Origin of the sequence: Streptomyces sp. NPDC047042, from assembly GCF_040644035.1 — a bacterium.
Taxonomy (GTDB): domain Bacteria; phylum Actinomycetota; class Actinomycetes; order Streptomycetales; family Streptomycetaceae; genus Streptomyces.
Genome location: NZ_JBEYVP010000063.1, coordinates 1 through 16,933, shown reverse-complemented (window position 1 = coordinate 16,933; position 16,933 = coordinate 1). Strand labels below are relative to the sequence as shown.

Below are 16,933 nucleotides of genomic sequence, written 5' to 3'. Positions count from 1 at the left end.
GACAGAGTCCCGCCCGTTCGGTCACGCACCGTGCCCTTCGCACCACGCGAAGGGCACGGTGCGTTGTGCAACCCTTTTTCCCTGACGACCGTCTGACTGACCGGTTACGACGGAAAAGAGAAGAACATGGCCGGCGAGAGCAATCCTCTTGATCCAGCGAGGCCGACGAAGCGGCGCAGCCGCCGCAGGCCGCGCAGCAGGCGCTCCAAGGCGCTCCTCGTCACCGCCTGGGTCGCCGCGGGCATCGTCGTGCTCGGCGGCACCGGCCTCGGATACGTGTACTTCAAGCTCAACGGCAACATCAAGAGCGTCGACATCAACCAGGCCCTCGGCACCGACCGCCCGATCAACGTCGACAACGGCTCGGAGGACATCCTCGTCCTGGGCTCCGACACCCGCTCCGGCGCCAACAGGAAGCTCGGCGGCGGCACCGACGACGGCAGCGCCCGCTCGGACACCGCGATGATCGTCCACGTGTACGAGGGCCACAAGAAGGCCAGTGTGGTCTCCATCCCCCGGGACACCCTCGTCGACCGCCCTCTGTGCACCGACGCCAAGGGCATCACGCACGACGCGGCCTCCGGCGTGATGTTCAACTCGGCGTACTCCGTGGGAGGCGCGGCCTGCGCGGTGAAGACCGTCGAGTCGCTCACCGGGATCCGGATGGACCACTACATCGAGGTCGACTTCACCGGCTTCCAGAAGCTCGTCGACGAGCTCGGCGGCGTCGAGATCACCACGACGAAGGACATCAGGGACTCCGACAGCCATCTGAACCTGAAGGCCGGCACCCACCGCCTCAACGGCTCCCAGGCCCTCGGCCTGGTCCGCACCCGCCACGGCGTGGGCGACGGCTCCGACCTCGGCCGCATCCAGCTCCAGCAGGCGTTCATCAAGGCCCTGGTCGACCAGATCAAGGACGTGGGCGTCCTGACGAACCCCAAGAAGCTCTTCGACCTGGCCGACACCGCCACCCAGGCCGTCACCACCGACTCCGACCTGGGCTCGATCCGCTCCCTCACCTCATTCGCGACAGGCCTCAAGAGCATCAGCTCCACCAACATGACCATGATCACCATGCCGGTCGAGTACGACCGGGCGAACCCCAACAGGGTCGTGATCGACAAGAACAAGGCAAAGCTGGTCTGGACTGCCCTGAAGGCCGACCGTCCCATCCCGGCAGCCGCCACCAAGAACACGGCAAAGGGCGACGCGGCAGGCGTGGTGAGCTGAAGGCAGTGGGGCGCAGCCCCCTGCCTTCAGGGGCGCGGGGAACTGCGCGACCAGCCACAACGCACCCGCAGGGACCCACGGGGAATAGACAGGCCCCACCCCCGGTTTTGGGGGATGCGCCCAGTCCTGGCAGACTGGTACGTCGGCCCCGGTTCACGCTCCCGCACCCCGCGGAAGCGACCCGGAGCCCTCCCGAAACTAGGAGAACCCCTTGAAGCGCGAAGTCCACCCCGAGTACGTCGAGACGCAGGTCAGCTGCACCTGTGGCGCGTCGTTCACCACCCGCAGCACGATCACGAGCGGCACCATCCGCGCCGAGGTCTGCTCCGAGTGCCACCCGTTCTACACGGGCAAGCAGAAGATCCTCGACACCGGTGGCCGTGTGGCCCGCTTCGAGGCCCGCTTCGGCAAGGCCGCTGCCGGCTCCAAGAAGTAGCGAGGCACCAGCGCCGGTCCACGGTCGCCCTCCGGGGCGTACCTGGACCGGCGTTTTTGGTCGCCCGACTTCCCCCACGTACAGAACGCACAGACGTTTTAACGTACAGACGTTTTCAGGAGCCCCCATGTTCGAGGCCGTCGAGGATCTGCTCACCGAGCACGCCGACCTGGAGAAGCAGCTCGCCGACCCGTCGGTCCACGCCGACCAGGCCAACGCGCGCAAGCTCAACAAGCGCTACGCCGAGCTGACCCCGATCGTCGCGACGTACCGCTCCTGGAAGCAGACCGGGGACGACATCGGCACGGCGAAGGAGTTCGCCGTCGACGACCCCGACTTCGCCGCCGAGGTCAAGGAACTGGAGAAGCAGCGCGAGGACCTCACCGAGAGGCTGCGCCTGCTGCTCGTTCCGCGTGACCCCAACGACGACAAGGACGTCATCCTCGAGGTCAAGGCCGGCGCCGGCGGCGACGAGTCCGCCCTGTTCGCCGGGGACCTCCTGCGGATGTACCTGCGCTACGCCGAGCGCGTCGGCTGGAAGACCGAGATCATCGACGCCACCGAGTCCGAGCTGGGCGGCTACAAGGACGTCCAGGTCGCCGTGAAGACCAAGGGCGGCCAGGGTGCCACCGAGCCCGGCCAGGGCGTCTGGGCCCGCCTCAAGTACGAGGGCGGGGTGCACCGCGTGCAGCGGGTGCCCGCGACCGAGTCCCAGGGCCGTATCCACACCTCCGCGGCCGGTGTCCTGGTCACCCCCGAGGCCGAGGAGGTCGACGTGGAGATCAACCCGAACGACCTCCGTATCGACGTGTACCGCTCCTCGGGCCCCGGCGGCCAGTCCGTCAACACGACCGACTCCGCGGTGCGCATCACGCACGTTCCCACCGGAGTCGTCGCCTCCTGCCAGAACGAGAAGAGCCAGCTGCAGAACAAGGAGCAGGCGATGCGTATCCTGCGCTCCAGGCTCCTCGCGGCAGCCGTGGAGGAAGCGGAGAAGGAGGCCGCCGACGCCCGCCGCAGCCAGGTCCGCACCGTCGACCGCTCCGAGAAGATCCGTACGTACAACTTCCCGGAGAATCGCCTCTCGGACCACCGTGTCGGCTTCAAGGCCTACAACCTGGACCAGGTGCTGGACGGCGACCTCGACGCCGTCATCCAGGCCTGTGTCGACGCGGACTCCGCAGCGAAGCTCGCGGCGGCGTAACCCCCGTACGAGCTCAGTCGAGCCCCGTACGAGTGACGAGTACCGGAGGACCAGCGTGCAGCAGAACATTGGGGGACGGCCCCCGAGCCCCCGCAGCGTGCTGCTCGCGGAGGTGGCCCAGGCCACCCAGCGGCTGGCCGACGCCGGCGTGCCCTCGCCGCGCAACGACGCGGAGGAGCTCGCCGCGTTCGTGCACGGTGTGAAGCGCGGGACGCTGCACACCGTCAAGGACACCGACTTCGACGCCCGCTACTGGGAGGTCATCGCCCGCCGCGAGGCCCGCGAGCCGCTCCAGCACATCACCGGGCGCGCCTTCTTCCGCTACCTGGAACTCCAGGTCGGACCGGGCGTGTTCGTGCCGCGTCCCGAGACCGAGTCGGTCGTCGGCTGGGCCATAGACGCCGTCCGCGCGATGGACGTCGTCGAGCCGCTGATCGTCGACCTGTGCACCGGCTCCGGCGCCATCGCGCTCGCCCTCGCCCAGGAGGTCCCGCGCTCCCGGGTGCACGCCGTGGAGCTGTCCGAGGACGCCCTGGCGTGGACCCGCAAGAACATGGAGGGGTCCAGGGTCGACCTGCGGCAGGGCAACGCCCTCGACGCCTTCCAGGACCTCGACGGCCAGGTCGACCTGGTCATCTCCAACCCGCCGTACATCCCGCTCACGGAGTGGGAGTACGTCGCTCCGGAGGCCCGGGACCACGATCCCGAACTCGCCCTGTTCTCCGGCGAGGACGGCCTCGACCTCATCCGGGGCCTGGAACGCACCGCCCACCGGCTGCTGCGTCCCGGCGGCGTCGTCGTCGTCGAGCACGCGGACACCCAGGGCGGCCAGGTGCCGTGGATCTTCACCGAGGAACGGGGCTGGGCCGACGCGGCCGACCACCCGGACCTCAACAACCGCCCGCGCTTCGCGACCGCCCGCAGGGCCATGCCGTGAGCGTCACCCCGACATTCGACACTCTCTACCCCCAGCAGTACGTGTACGAGGAGGCCCGCTAAATGGCTCGGCGATACGACACCAACGACGCGACCGACCGCACGACCGGTCTGCGCGAGGCCGCGTCCGCCGTCCGCCGCGGCGAGCTGGTGGTCCTCCCGACCGACACGGTCTACGGCATCGGCGCCGACGCGTTCTCCGCCGAGGCCGTCACCGACCTGCTGGAGGCCAAGGGCCGCGGTCGTGGCATGCCCACGCCCGTCCTGATCGGTTCCCCGAACACCCTGCACGGCCTCGTCACGGACTTCTCCGAGATGGCCTGGGAACTCGTCGACGCCTTCTGGCCGGGCGCCCTCACCCTCGTCGCCAAGCACCAGCCGTCCCTCCAGTGGGACCTGGGCGACACCCGGGGCACGGTCGCCGTACGCATGCCGCTGCACCCGGTCGCCATCGAACTGCTCACCGAGGTCGGCCCCATGGCCGTCTCCTCCGCCAACCTGACCGGCCACCCGTCCCCCGAGGACTGCGACGCCGCCCAGGAGATGCTCGGCGACTCGGTCTCCGTCTACCTGGACGGCGGTCCCACGCCCGGCATCGTCCCGTCGTCGATCGTCGACGTCACGGGCAAGGTGCCGGTCCTGCTGCGCGCGGGCGCGCTGTCCGCCGAAGAGCTGCGCAAGGTGGTCCCCGACCTAGAGGTGGCGAATTGACAGCCCCTGACGCGGGGCGTGGCATAGGCCCGCGCACGGGGGTCACGGGGGCTCAGCACTGGAACGGGGCCTCGCGGGACGCCTTCCGCATCCTCTATGTCAGCACCGGCAACGTCTGCCGCTCACCGATCACCGAGCGGCTGACCCGGCATGCCCTGGCGGACCGGCTCGGCGACCCGCTGTGGGGCGGCCTGATCGTGGAGAGCGCTGGTACGTGGGGCCACGAGGGCGCGCCCATGGAGGCCAACGCGGAGGCGGTCCTCGCGGAGTTCGGCGCGGACGCCTCCGGCTTCACCGGGCGCGAACTGCTCGACGAGCACGTCATCCGGGCCGACCTGGTCCTGACGGCCACGCGCGACCACCGCGCGCAGGTCATCTCCATGGGCCACTCGGCGGGCCTGCGCACCTTCACCCTGAAGGAGTTCACCCGCCTGGTGAAGGCGATCGACCCGGCGACCCTGCCCCCGCTGGACGACGGCATGATCGAACGGGCGCGCGCACTGGTCCGTGCCGCGGCGGCTCTACGCGGGTGGCTTCTCGCACCCACGGCGGAGGCGGACGAGGTGTACGACCCGTACGGCGCGCCTCTGACCTTTTTCCGGTCGATCGGCGACGAGATACAGCTGGCGCTGGACCCTGTGGTGACAGCGCTGACCGGGGTGTCGGCGAGGACCTGAGCGCCCACTGACCTGCCTTTGGGCGTCGTCGTGCGGCTGCGGGTCCGTCGTGGCTGGTCGCGCAGTTCCCCGCGCCCCTTTGGGGCGCTGACGCGCCCCATCAGGCCTACATTGGACGTACGTCACCGTCGACGTCCGGAGTCCACCATGTCGGTCACGCGTGCCCTCGAGGGCGATCTCGCTGTTGATGTACTGCGCCGGCAGGACCCCGAGCTCGCCGAGCTGCTCCTCGGGGAGGCCGAGCGGCAGGCGACGTCGCTTCAGCTGATCGCCGCCGAGAACTTCACCTCGCCCGCCGTGCTGGCCGCGCTCGGCTCGCCGCTCGCCAACAAGTACGCCGAGGGATATCCCGGCGCCCGGCACCACGGCGGGTGCGAGATCGTCGACGTCGCCGAGCGCGTCGCCATGGAACGGGCCAGGGCGCTGTTCGGCGCCGAACACGCCAACGTCCAGTCCCACAGCGGGTCTTCGGCCGTACTGGCCGCCTATGCCGCCCTTCTGCGCCCCGGTGACACCGTTCTCGCCCTCGGCCTGCCCCACGGCGGCCATCTCACCCACGGGTCGCCCAACAACTTCTCCGGACGCTGGTTCGACTTCGTCCCCTACGGGGTGGACGCGGAGAGCGGGCTCATCGACTACGAGCAGGTGCGCGCACTCGCCCGTACGCATCGCCCCAAGGCGATCGTCTGCGGGTCCATCGCCTATCCCCGGCACATCGACTACGCCGCCTTCCGCGAGATCGCCGACGAGGCCGGCGCCTACCTCATCGCGGACGCCGCCCACCCCATCGGGCTCGTGGCCGGCGGAGCGGCGCCCAGCCCCGTGCCGTACGCCGACGTCGTCTGCGCCACCACCCACAAGGTGCTGCGCGGGCCGCGCGGCGGGATGCTGCTGTGCGGCGCGGAGCTCGCGGAACGGGTCGACCGGGCCGTTTTCCCGTTCACCCAGGGGGGCGCGCAGATGCACACGATCGCCGCCAAGGCCGTCGCCTTCGGCGAGGCGGCGACCCCGGCCTTCACGGCGTACGCCCATCAGGTGGTCGCCAACGCCAGGGTGCTGGCGGCGGGGCTGGCCGCCGAGGGGCTCGTCGTCACCACGGGCGGCACCGACACCCATCTCATCACCGCCGATCCGGCACCGCTCGGCGTGGACGGACGCACCGCGCGAGGCCTGCTCTCCGCGGCCGGAGTGGTCCTGGACTGCTGCGCCCTGCCGCACGGAGAGGCGCGTGGACTGCGGCTGGGGACGGCCGCGTTGACCACGCAGGGGATGGGGGAGGCCGAGATGGCGCGGATCGCCGTGCTGTTCTCGGGTGTGCTGCGTGGGACTGTCGAGAGTGCTGGGGCACGTGAAGAAGTGCGGGAGCTGGCCGGTAGATTTCCGCCGTATCCCGGTCGGTGAGGGGTAGTCGTCAACTCGTGCACAGGCGCACGTGCAACCATCTTCGCTACCCGGAAGTCCCTATCCCTATGCGTCCCTCGCTAGGGTGTGGGGCCTGGATGGCCAGCGAGACCTGTGGGGAAGCCCGTGCGTGAATACCTGCTGACGCTCTGCATCACGGCCGCGGTGACGTATCTGCTGACAGGGCCGGTACGGAAGTTCGCGATCGTGGCCGGAGCGATGCCGGAGATCAGGGCCCGTGACGTGCACCGGGAACCCACTCCGCGGCTCGGTGGGATCGCGATGTTCTTCGGGCTGTGCGCCGGACTGCTGGTCGCCGACCATCTCACCAACCTCCACGAGGTCTTCAAGAACAGCAACGAGCCGCGGGCGCTGCTCTCCGGCGCCGCGCTGATCTGGCTGATCGGCGTCCTGGACGACAAGTTCGAGATCGACGCCCTGATCAAGCTGGGCGGCCAGATGATCGCCGCCGGCGTGATGGTCATGCAGGGTCTGACGATCCTGTGGCTGCCGATCCCGTCGGTGGGCAACGTGGCGCTGACCCAGTGGCAGGGCACGCTGCTGACGGTGGCGCTGGTCGTCATCACCATCAACGCCGTCAACTTCGTCGACGGCCTGGACGGCCTCGCGGCCGGCATGGTGTGCATCGCGTCGGCGGCGTTCTTCCTCTACGCCTACCGCGTCTGGGTCTCGTACGGCATCGAGGCCGCCGCCCCGGCCACCCTCTTCTCGGTGATCCTGATGGGCATGTGCCTCGGCTTCCTGCCGCACAACATGCACCCGGCCCGGATCTTCATGGGCGACTCCGGGTCGATGCTCATCGGCCTGGTGCTGGCGGCCGGCGCGATCTCCATCACCGGGCAGATCGACCCCGACGCGATGAACCTGTTCTCCGGGTCCGAGCGCAACACCGTGCACCAGATGGTGCCGGTCTACATCCCGCTGCTGATGCCGCTCACGATCATCGCGATCCCGGCCGCCGACCTGGTGCTGGCCATCGTGCGGCGCACCTGGCGCGGGCAGTCGCCGTTCGCGGCCGACCGGGGGCATCTGCACCACCGGCTCCTGGAGGTCGGGCACTCGCACAGCAGGGCCGTCCTGATCATGTACTTCTGGTCGGCGCTCATCGGCTTCGGCGCCCTGTCCTACTCGGTCAACAACGCGTCCATGTGGATCGTCCTGAGCGTGGTGGCGCTGAGCGCGATCGGACTTGTCCTTCTGCTGCTGCCGCGCTTCACGCCGCGCGCCCCGCGCTGGGCCGAGCGCTTCGTGCCGCCGCGCTACCGTCGCCGCCGGACCGCGGAGGCGGCGACGGCGCCGGCCGCGTCGGTGCCCTCGGTGCCGGCCGACCACGCGGAGCCCGCCGATCCCGGCGAGCACCGGGCGCCGGTGCGGGCCGGGGTCTCGGGAGTCAACGGGGCGACCGCGATCGGCGCGCGTTCGCGTCGTCCGGACCGGCGTAAGGCCGGGTCGTCGCGCTGACCACAAGGTAAGAATCTGACTAACGCTTTGCTTGAAACAGAGAGACCGTAGACGGAGTCCGGGGTGGGTAAAGCGCCCAATACCAGACAAGTCGGCGCTGATTCTGCACAGACGTGCAGGTTCACTCTCATGTGTGACGCCGAGCACACCTTCGAGGTAAAGACCTCATCAAATAGTTTGTGATACGGTTCACGAGAACCCAGGACAGAGCCGAAGGACCTTATTGCGACGGTCCATTGGTGTGAGGAATCCACTCTCCGTCCAGGACTACGCTCGTCCATGACGACACCCCACGCCCCCTGCGAAAGCGGAGTTGCCGCCATGCCGTCCAATGACGCCCGGAACCTGTTGCACACCGCTGTCCCCACAGCGGCTGTCGGCGCGATTGTCATCGCCGTCAGCGCCGGGGTCGCCGGTGGCAAGGGTGCGCTCGGCGCCGCGGTCGGCACGGTGCTCGCGATCCTCTTCATGGGCATCGGGCTGTACGTCCTGCAGTGGACGGCAAAAACGCTCCCGCACCTGTTCCAGGCCATGGGGCTGATGCTCTATGTCGCCCAGTTGCTGCTGTTGCTGATCTTCGCGGGTCTGTTCAAGGACACCACCGCCTTCAACCCGAGGGCGTTCGCGGTCGGGCTTGTCGTGTCGACCGTCGTATGGATGGCCGCACAGGCCCGCGCGCACATGAAGGCCAAGATCTTCTACGTCGATCCGGACTCGTCGACGACTGCAAAGTCCGAGAAGTCCGGATCGACATCGTGAGGGGTAGGGCCGGGATAAAGGCAGTCGGGTTCTCCTGCTATCGTCCGGTGCCAACTGCGGCATCGCGGGCGCGGGCATCTGAGCTGACGCCTGCTCAATCGCGAGGCTTGATGCCCCACCGCCGCCCTCATATCCGTTTCACCAGTCCAGTGCCGACCAGCGGCTGCGTGCCGCGCCGACACAACGAGGTTGCCGTACCCATGCGTCACGCCGAAGGAGCCCGTGGTGAGTGCTGACCAGACCCAGCTCGCCTTTGAGTGGAACTGTCGGATCATGTCCGACAACGGCTGCGGCTTCCCGGCACCGGGCCTGCACTCGTTCCTCTTCCAGCCGATCGCGACGGTCGGCGGGTTCGAGTTCAACAAGGTGATGCTGCTCGCGCTCATCACCACGCTTCTGGTCATCACCTTCTTCACGCTTGCCTTCGGCAAGGCGAAGGTGGTCCCGGGCAAGCTGCAGATGATCGGCGAGGCCGGCTACGACTTCGTACGCCGCGGCATCGTCTACGAGACGCTCGGCAAGAAGGAGGGCGAGAAGTACGTCCCCCTGATGGTCTCGCTGTTCTTCTTCATCTGGATCATGAACATCTGGTCCGTGATCCCGCTGGCGCAGTTCCCGGTGTCGTCGATCATCGCCTTCCCGGCAGTGCTCGCGGCCATCGTCTGGGTCCTCTGGGTCAGCCTGACGTTCAAGCGCCACGGGTTCGTCGGCTTCTTCAAGAACATCACCGGCTACGACAAGTCGCTGGGCGCCGTTCTCCCGCTCGTCATGGTCATCGAGTTCTTCTCGAACCTCTTCGTCCGGCCGTTCACGCACGCGGTGCGACTGTTCGCCAACATGTTCGCCGGTCACCTGATGCTGGTCATGTTCACCGTCGCCTCCTGGTACCTGCTGAACGGCGTGATGATCCCGGCGGCCGGCGTCTCGTTCGTCATGACCATGGTCATGATCCTCTTCGAGCTTTTCGTGCAGGCGGTCCAGGCGTACGTCTTCGTGCTCCTCGCCTGCTCGTACATCCAGGGCGCTCTCGCCAAGCACCACTGAGCACCCCTCCTCGCACGCCCCAAAGCGTCCGGTGGCCAACCCCCGCCGGTCCATGAAACAGAAGGAAGATTCAGCATGGCTGCCACTGAGACCCTTGCCGCTGTCTCCGGTTCGCTCGGTTCCATCGGCTACGGCCTCGCCGCCATCGGCCCCGGCGTCGGCGTCGGCATCATCTTCGGTAACGGCACCCAGGCGCTCGCCCGTCAGCCCGAAGCTGCCGGCCTGATCCGCGCCAACCAGATCCTCGGCTTCGCGTTCTGCGAGGCGCTCGCCCTCATCGGCATCGTCATGCCGTTCGTGTTCGGTCAGTAATCACCCCTACTGATACGACACGCATCGACGAAAGGCACTGATGTGATCGACAACCTGGTGCGGCTGGCGGCCGAGCACTCGGAAGAGCAGAACCCGCTCCTCCCGCCCGGCCCCGAGCTGCTCGTCGGCACCATCGCCTTCGCCATCGTGTTCTTCTTCTTCTGGAAGAAGCTGCTTCCGAACATCAACAAGGTTCTGGAGGAGCGTCGCGCGGCGATCGAAGGCGGCATCGAAGAGGCCGACGCCATGAAGGTCGAGGCCCAGAGCGTCCTTGAGCAGTACAAGGCACAGCTCGCCGAGGCCCGGCACGAGGCCGCGCGGCTGCGCCAGGAGGCGCAGGAGCAGGGCGCCACGCTCATCGCCGAGATGCGCGCGGAAGGCCAGCGGCAGCGCGAGGAGATCGTCGCCGCCGGTCACGCCCAGCTCGACGCCGACCGCAAGGCCGCCTCGTCCGCGCTCCGCCAGGACGTCGGCAAGCTCGCGACCGAGCTGGCCGGCAAGCTCGTCGGCGAGTCCCTCGAGGACCACGCCCGGCAGAGCCGCGTGATCGACCGCTTCCTCGACGACCTCGAGGAGAAGGCCGAGGCGACTCGATGAGCGTGCACGGAGCCAGTCGCGAGGCTGCCGCCGCCGCACGTGAGCGTCTCGACGCGCTGACGGACTCCACGTCCGCCGACGCGAAGAAGCTGTCCGACGAGCTGGCCGCGGTCACCGCGCTGCTGCACCGCGAGGTGTCCCTGCGCCGGGTCCTGACCGACCCGGCGCAGTCCGGGGAGGCCAAGGCCGCGCTGGCCCAGCGCCTCTTCGGCAGCCAGGTCGGCGGGCCCACCACCGACCTGGTGGCCGGCATGGTGCGTTCCCGCTGGTCGCGTTCGCGCGACCTGGTGGACGCGCTGGAGGAGCTGGCGGACGTCGCCGACCTCACGGCCGCCCAGCAGGCGGGTGCGCTCGACAACGTCGAGGACGAGCTGTTCCGGTTCGGCCGGATCGTCTCCTCGAACACCGAGCTGCGCGCCGCGCTGACCGACCGTGCCGCGACCACCGGTGCCAAGGGCGAGCTGCTGCGCAGCCTGCTCGGGGGCCGGGCCGCCGCGACGACCGAGCGTCTGGTGACGCGCCTTGTCACCGCGCCGCGGGGACGTAGCCTGGAAGCGGGACTCGAGTCCCTGTCCAAGCTCGCCGCCGAGCGCCGGGACCGCATGGTCGCCGTCGTCACCTCCGCGGTTCCGCTGAGCGACCCGCAGAAGCAGCGCCTCGGCGCCGCCCTCGCGAAGCTCTACGGCCGCCAGATGCACCTGAACCTGGACGTGGACCCCGAGGTCCTCGGCGGTATCCGGGTGCTGGTCGGCGACGAGGTCATCAACGGCAGCATCGCGGACCGCATCGAGGACGCCGGCCGCCGCATGGCGAGCTAGCTCGCCCGGCAGCCACGCAGAACGCAGCAACTCAATACTCGTAGTACGTACTTGACTACGGCCCTGGTTGGGCCGTGCAGAGGATTCACCTCTTTTTGGGGGGAGTCCCCATCCCCCCAAGTGAAACTTCGGGCCCAACAAGGAGAGCAGGGAACCCAGATGGCGGAGCTCACGATCCGGCCGGAGGAGATCCGGGACGCGCTGGAGACCTTTGTCCAGTCGTACCAGCCGGACGCGGCCTCGCGCGAGGAGGTCGGCACAGTCACTCTCGCCGGTGACGGCATCGCGAAGGTCGAGGGCCTGCCCTCGGCCATGGCCAACGAACTGCTGAAGTTCGAGGACGGCACCCTCGGACTCGCGCTCAACCTCGAAGAGCGCGAGATCGGTACCGTCATCCTCGGCGAGTTCAGCGGCATCGAGGAGGGCCAGCCGGTCACCCGTACCGGCGAGGTCCTGTCCGTGGCGGTCGGCGAGGGCTACCTCGGCCGTGTCGTCGACCCGCTCGGCAACCCGATCGACGGCCTCGGCGAGATCGAGACCAGCGGTCGCCGCGCCCTCGAGCTGCAGGCCCCCGGCGTCATGGCGCGCAAGTCGGTGCACGAGCCGATGGAGACGGGCTACAAGGCCGTCGACGCGATGACCCCGATCGGCCGCGGTCAGCGTCAGCTGGTCATCGGCGACCGTCAGACCGGCAAGACCGCTCTGGCCGTCGACACGATCATCAACCAGCGTGACAACTGGCGCTCCGGCGACGTGAAGAAGCAGGTCCGCTGCGTCTACGTCGCCATCGGCCAGAAGGGCTCGACCATCGCCTCCGTGCGTGGCGCCCTCGAAGAGGCCGGCGCGCTGGAGTACACGACCATCGTCGCCGCCCCGGCGTCCGACCCGGCCGGCTTCAAGTACCTTGCGCCGTACACCGGTTCGGCCATCGGCCAGCAGTGGATGTACGAGGGCAAGCACGTCCTCATCATCTTCGACGACCTCTCGAAGCAGGCCGACGCCTACCGCGCCGTGTCCCTCCTGCTGCGCCGCCCGCCGGGGCGTGAGGCCTACCCGGGTGACGTCTTCTACCTGCACTCCCGTCTGCTGGAGCGCTGCGCGAAGCTCTCCGACGAGCTGGGCGCCGGCTCGATGACCGGTCTGCCGATCGTCGAGACGAAGGCCAACGACGTCTCGGCGTTCATCCCGACCAACGTCATCTCCATCACCGACGGCCAGTGCTTCCTGGAGTCGGACCTGTTCAACGCCGGTCAGCGCCCCGCGCTGAACGTCGGTATCTCCGTCTCCCGAGTCGGTGGTTCCGCACAGCACAAGGCCATGCGCCAGGTGTCCGGCCGACTGCGCCTCGACCTCGCCCAGTACCGTGAGCTGGAGGCGTTCGCCGCCTTCGGTTCCGACCTGGACGCCGCGTCGAAGTCGCAGCTGGAGCGCGGTCAGCGCCTCGTCGAGCTGCTCAAGCAGGCTCAGTACGAGCCGATGGCCACCGAGGACCAGGTCGTCTCCATCTGGACCGGTACCACCGGCCGTATGGACGATGTACCGGTCGCCGACATCCGCCGCTTCGAGAAGGAGCTCCTGGAGTACCTGCACCGCAAGGAGCAGGGCCTCATGACCTCCATCAAGGAGGGCGCCAAGATGTCGGACGACACCATCACCGCCATCGGCGACGCTGTCGCGGAGTTCAAGAAGCAGTTCGAGACGTCGGACGGCAAGCTGCTCGGCGAGGACACCCCTGCCGCTGCGGGCAAGTGACGACGGAAGGGACCTGACTCATGGGAGCCCAGCTCCGGGTCTACAAGCGTCGCATCAAATCCGTCACCGCGACCAAGAAGATCACCAAGGCGATGGAGATGATCGCCGCCTCGCGTGTCGTCAAGGCGCAGCGCAAGGTGGCGGCCTCCGCGCCGTACGCGACCGAGCTCACCCGCGCGGTCACGGCGGTCGGCACAGGCTCTAACACCAGGCACCCGCTGACCACCGAGGCCGAGACGCCGACCCGTTCCGCGGTCCTGCTCCTCACGAGCGACCGCGGTCTGGCCGGCGCCTTCAACTCCAACGCGATCAAGGCCGCCGAGAAGCTGACGGCGCGACTTGAGGCGGAGGGCAGGGAGGTCGACACGTACATCGTCGGCCGCCGCGGTCTGGCCCACTACAACTTCCGCGAGCGCACGGTCGTGGAGTCGTGGTCGGGCTTCACCGACGAGCCCACGTACGCGGACGCCAAGAAGGTCGCGGGACCGCTCATCGAGGCCATCGAGAAGGAGACGGCGGACGGCGGCGTGGACGAACTCCACATCGTCTACACCGAGTTCGTCTCGATGATGACGCAGAACGCGGTCGACGACCGTCTGCTGCCGCTCAGCCTCGACGAGGTTGCCGCGGAGTCCTCCGCCAAGGGCGAGATCCTTCCGCTGTACGACTTCGAGCCGTCGGCGGAGGACGTCCTCGACGCCCTGCTGCCGCGGTACGTCGAGAGCCGTATCTACAACGCGATGCTCCAGTCGGCTGCCTCCAAGCACGCCGCCACGCGCCGCGCGATGAAGTCGGCGACCGACAACGCGGGAGAGCTCATCACCACGCTCTCCCGACTTGCCAACGCGGCCCGACAGGCCGAAATCACCCAGGAAATCAGCGAGATCGTCGGTGGCTCCGCAGCCCTGGCCGACGCGACCGCGGGGAGTGACAGGTAATGACGACGACAGTTGAGACGGCCGCTGCCACGGGCCGCGTCGCCCGGGTCATCGGCCCGGTCGTCGACGTGGAATTCCCCGTCGACGCCATGCCCGACATCTACAACGCCCTTCACGTCGAGGTGGCCGACCCGGCCCAGGACGGCGCGAAGAAGACGCTGACCCTGGAAGTCGCCCAGCACCTGGGTGACGGCCTGGTCCGCACCATCTCGATGCAGCCCACCGACGGTCTGGTCCGCCAGGCCGCCGTCACCGACACGGGTACGGGCATCACCGTCCCGGTCGGCGACTTCACCAAGGGCAAGGTGTTCAACACCCTCGGTGAGGTGCTGAACTCCGACGAGTCCTACTCGGGCGAGCGCTGGTCCATCCACCGCAAGGCCCCGCGCTTCGACGAGCTCGAGTCGAAGACCGAGATGTTCGAGACCGGCGTCAAGGTCATCGACCTTCTCACCCCGTACGTCAAGGGTGGAAAGATCGGCCTGTTCGGCGGTGCCGGCGTCGGCAAGACGGTGCTCATCCAGGAGATGATCTACCGCGTCGCCAACAACCACGACGGTGTCTCCGTGTTCGCCGGTGTCGGTGAGCGCACGCGTGAGGGCAACGACCTCATCGAGGAGATGGCCGACTCGGGCGTCATCGACAAGACCGCCCTGGTCTTCGGCCAGATGGACGAGCCCCCGGGGACGCGTCTGCGCGTGGCCCTGGCCGGTCTGACCATGGCGGAGTACTTCCGCGATGTGCAGAAGCAGGACGTGCTGTTCTTCATCGACAACATCTTCCGCTTCACGCAGGCCGGTTCCGAGGTCTCGACCCTGCTCGGCCGTATGCCCTCCGCGGTGGGTTACCAGCCGAACCTGGCCGACGAGATGGGTCTCCTCCAGGAGCGCATCACCTCGACCCGTGGTCACTCGATCACCTCGATGCAGGCGATCTACGTCCCCGCGGACGACCTGACCGACCCGGCCCCGGCCACCACCTTCGCCCACCTCGACGCGACGACGGTTCTCTCCCGTCCGATCTCCGAGAAGGGCATCTACCCGGCCGTGGACCCGCTGGACTCCACGTCCCGCATCCTGGACCCCCGCTACATCGCGGCGGACCACTACAACACCGCGATGCGCGTCAAGACGGTCCTGCAGAAGTACAAGGACCTTCAGGACATCATCGCGATCCTCGGTATCGACGAGCTCGGCGAGGAGGACAAGCTCGTCGTCCACCGTGCCCGTCGCGTGGAGCGCTTCCTGTCCCAGAACACCCACGTCGCCAAGCAGTTCACCGGCGTCGACGGGTCGGACGTACCGCTGGACGAGTCGATCACCGCGTTCAACGCGATCATCGACGGCGACTACGACCACTTCCCGGAGCAGGCGTTCTTCCTCTGCGGTGGCATTGAGGACCTCAAGGCCAACGCCAAGGAGCTGGGCGTCTCCTGACCCCCGCACCTTTGGGAGAGGGGCAGGGGAGCACCCTACGCGGGGTGCGTCCTGCCCCTCTCCTCACACCTACTAGAATTGACCCCAACACCCGGCACAACGGCCGGGTGGTGACCCGAGGAGCCAACCTTGGCTGCTGAGCTGCACGTCGAGCTGGTCGCTGCCGACCGCCAGGTCTGGTCCGGCGAGGCCACCCTGGTCGTCGCGCGCACCACGTCCGGCGACATCGGCGTCATGCCCGGTCACCAGCCGCTGCTCGGTGTGCTGGAGTCGGGCCCGGTGACCATCCGTACGAGTGATGGTGGAACGGTCGTGGCCGCGGCGCACGGCGGTTTCATCTCGTTCGCGGACAACAAGCTGTCCCTGCTGGCGGAGATCGCCGAGCTGGCGGACGAGATCGACGTCCAGCGCGTCGAGCGTGAGCTCGAGCGCGCGAAGGCGGAGGGCGACGCCTCCGCCGAGCGGCGTGCGGACGTCCGACTGCGGGCCGTGGCGGCGCGCTGACACCAGCGCAGTGATGTGATGCTTTGCCTCAGCCGCGGCTGGGACCGGTTACCGCCGGTCCTGGCCGCGGCTGAGGCGAATCCGGGTGTTTTTTCTTTTCCGTTATCTAGGAGACGAGGAGGTCGGTGTCGATGATCCTCGCTCTGACTGTGTGCGGCGTGGTCGTGGCGGTCGTAGTGGTCGGCCTGTTCGTCTTCGGTCTGCGCCGCCGCCTCATCCAACGCTCCGGCGGTACGTTCGACTGCAGCCTGCGCTGGGACGTACCGGAGAAACCCGACCCCAGCGGCAAGGGCTGGGGTTACGGGGTCGCACGCTACAACGGTGACCGGATCGAGTGGTACCGCGTCTTCTCGTACTCCCCGCGTCCGCGCCGCGTCCTGGAACGCTCGGCGATCGAGGTGTCCGGCCGCCGCGCCCCCGACGGCGAGGAGGAGCTGGCCCTGCTCTCGGACGCGGTCGTGCTGGCCTGTTTCCATCGGGGGACGAGACTGGAGCTGGCGATGAGCGACGACGCGCTGACCGGTTTCCTCGCCTGGCTGGAGGCGGCGCCTCCCGGGCAACAGGTGAACGTGGCCTGACATGTGTGTGCGGCGGGGTGGGTGCGTACCTGACCAGCAGTTACGCCAACGACCACGCGGAGATCCGCTACTGGGAGGAGGCCCGCGACCTGCACGACGCCGCGGCCGTCGCCCT

The 16,933-nt window shown here is 68.4% G+C and carries 18 protein-coding genes; all 18 read left to right on the top strand.

What is annotated here, in order from left to right; all coding sequences use genetic code 11:
• Positions 1–126: 126 nt before the first annotated feature.
• The gene (locus ABZ855_RS44745) at positions 127–1,233 is read left to right on the top strand and encodes an LCP family protein (protein WP_360818600.1); all 1,107 of its coding nucleotides are present in this window, start codon (positions 127–129) and stop codon (positions 1,231–1,233) included.
• Between the two features lie 211 nt (positions 1,234–1,444).
• A complete protein-coding gene (rpmE, locus tag ABZ855_RS44740) occupies positions 1,445–1,669 on the top strand; it encodes a 50S ribosomal protein L31 (protein ID WP_055525667.1) in 225 nt (74 codons plus the stop codon).
• Between the two features lie 127 nt (positions 1,670–1,796).
• Entirely contained in the window at positions 1,797–2,873 is a 1,077-nt protein-coding gene (prfA, locus tag ABZ855_RS44735) for a peptide chain release factor 1 (protein WP_319211700.1), read from the top strand.
• Between the two features lie 97 nt (positions 2,874–2,970).
• A complete protein-coding gene (gene prmC, locus ABZ855_RS44730; RefSeq protein ID WP_319211918.1) occupies positions 2,971–3,810 on the top strand; it encodes a peptide chain release factor N(5)-glutamine methyltransferase in 840 nt (279 codons plus the stop codon).
• 62 nt (positions 3,811–3,872) lie between these two features.
• On the top strand, positions 3,873–4,520 hold the full coding sequence (locus ABZ855_RS44725) for an L-threonylcarbamoyladenylate synthase (protein ID WP_360818595.1): 648 nt from the start codon (positions 3,873–3,875) through the stop codon (positions 4,518–4,520).
• Positions 4,517–5,197, top strand: coding sequence for a protein-tyrosine-phosphatase (locus ABZ855_RS44720; RefSeq protein ID WP_360818592.1), 681 nt, complete (start codon positions 4,517–4,519; stop codon positions 5,195–5,197). Before ABZ855_RS44725 ends, ABZ855_RS44720 begins: the two co-directional genes overlap by 4 nt.
• Positions 5,198–5,344: 147 nt before the next feature.
• Positions 5,345–6,598, top strand: a complete 1,254-nt coding sequence (gene glyA, locus ABZ855_RS44715) for a serine hydroxymethyltransferase (protein WP_360818589.1) — start codon at positions 5,345–5,347, stop codon at positions 6,596–6,598.
• Positions 6,599–6,724: 126 nt separating this feature from the next.
• Positions 6,725–8,080: an MraY family glycosyltransferase gene (locus ABZ855_RS44710; RefSeq protein WP_360818586.1), complete on the top strand. Its 1,356-nt coding sequence runs from the start codon at positions 6,725–6,727 to the stop codon at positions 8,078–8,080.
• A gap of 321 nt (positions 8,081–8,401) precedes the next feature.
• Positions 8,402–8,839: a hypothetical protein gene (locus ABZ855_RS44705; protein WP_360818583.1), complete on the top strand. Its 438-nt coding sequence runs from the start codon at positions 8,402–8,404 to the stop codon at positions 8,837–8,839.
• 273 nt (positions 8,840–9,112) lie between these two features.
• Positions 9,113–9,883, top strand: coding sequence for a F0F1 ATP synthase subunit A (atpB, locus tag ABZ855_RS44700; RefSeq protein ID WP_360818656.1), 771 nt, complete (start codon positions 9,113–9,115; stop codon positions 9,881–9,883).
• A gap of 75 nt (positions 9,884–9,958) precedes the next feature.
• On the top strand, positions 9,959–10,195 hold the full coding sequence (locus ABZ855_RS44695) for a F0F1 ATP synthase subunit C (RefSeq protein WP_360818580.1): 237 nt from the start codon (positions 9,959–9,961) through the stop codon (positions 10,193–10,195).
• A gap of 42 nt (positions 10,196–10,237) precedes the next feature.
• A complete protein-coding gene (locus tag ABZ855_RS44690) occupies positions 10,238–10,792 on the top strand; it encodes a F0F1 ATP synthase subunit B (RefSeq protein ID WP_360818578.1) in 555 nt (184 codons plus the stop codon).
• 2 nt (positions 10,793–10,794) lie between these two features.
• Positions 10,795–11,610: a F0F1 ATP synthase subunit delta gene (locus tag ABZ855_RS44685; RefSeq protein ID WP_360818653.1), complete on the top strand. Its 816-nt coding sequence runs from the start codon at positions 10,795–10,797 to the stop codon at positions 11,608–11,610.
• A gap of 159 nt (positions 11,611–11,769) precedes the next feature.
• The gene (gene atpA, locus ABZ855_RS44680; RefSeq protein WP_360818575.1) at positions 11,770–13,362 is read left to right on the top strand and encodes a F0F1 ATP synthase subunit alpha; all 1,593 of its coding nucleotides are present in this window, start codon (positions 11,770–11,772) and stop codon (positions 13,360–13,362) included.
• 20 nt (positions 13,363–13,382) lie between these two features.
• Entirely contained in the window at positions 13,383–14,300 is a 918-nt protein-coding gene (locus ABZ855_RS44675; protein WP_360818572.1) for a F0F1 ATP synthase subunit gamma, read from the top strand.
• Positions 14,300–15,736, top strand: a complete 1,437-nt coding sequence (gene atpD, locus ABZ855_RS44670) for a F0F1 ATP synthase subunit beta (RefSeq protein ID WP_360818569.1) — start codon at positions 14,300–14,302, stop codon at positions 15,734–15,736. Before ABZ855_RS44675 ends, atpD begins: the two co-directional genes overlap by 1 nt.
• Before the next feature lie 129 nt (positions 15,737–15,865).
• Positions 15,866–16,240: a F0F1 ATP synthase subunit epsilon gene (locus ABZ855_RS44665; RefSeq protein ID WP_189149593.1), complete on the top strand. Its 375-nt coding sequence runs from the start codon at positions 15,866–15,868 to the stop codon at positions 16,238–16,240.
• 131 nt (positions 16,241–16,371) lie between these two features.
• Entirely contained in the window at positions 16,372–16,818 is a 447-nt protein-coding gene (locus ABZ855_RS44660; RefSeq protein WP_360818566.1) for a DUF2550 domain-containing protein, read from the top strand.
• The last annotated feature ends 115 nt before the right edge of the window (positions 16,819–16,933 follow it).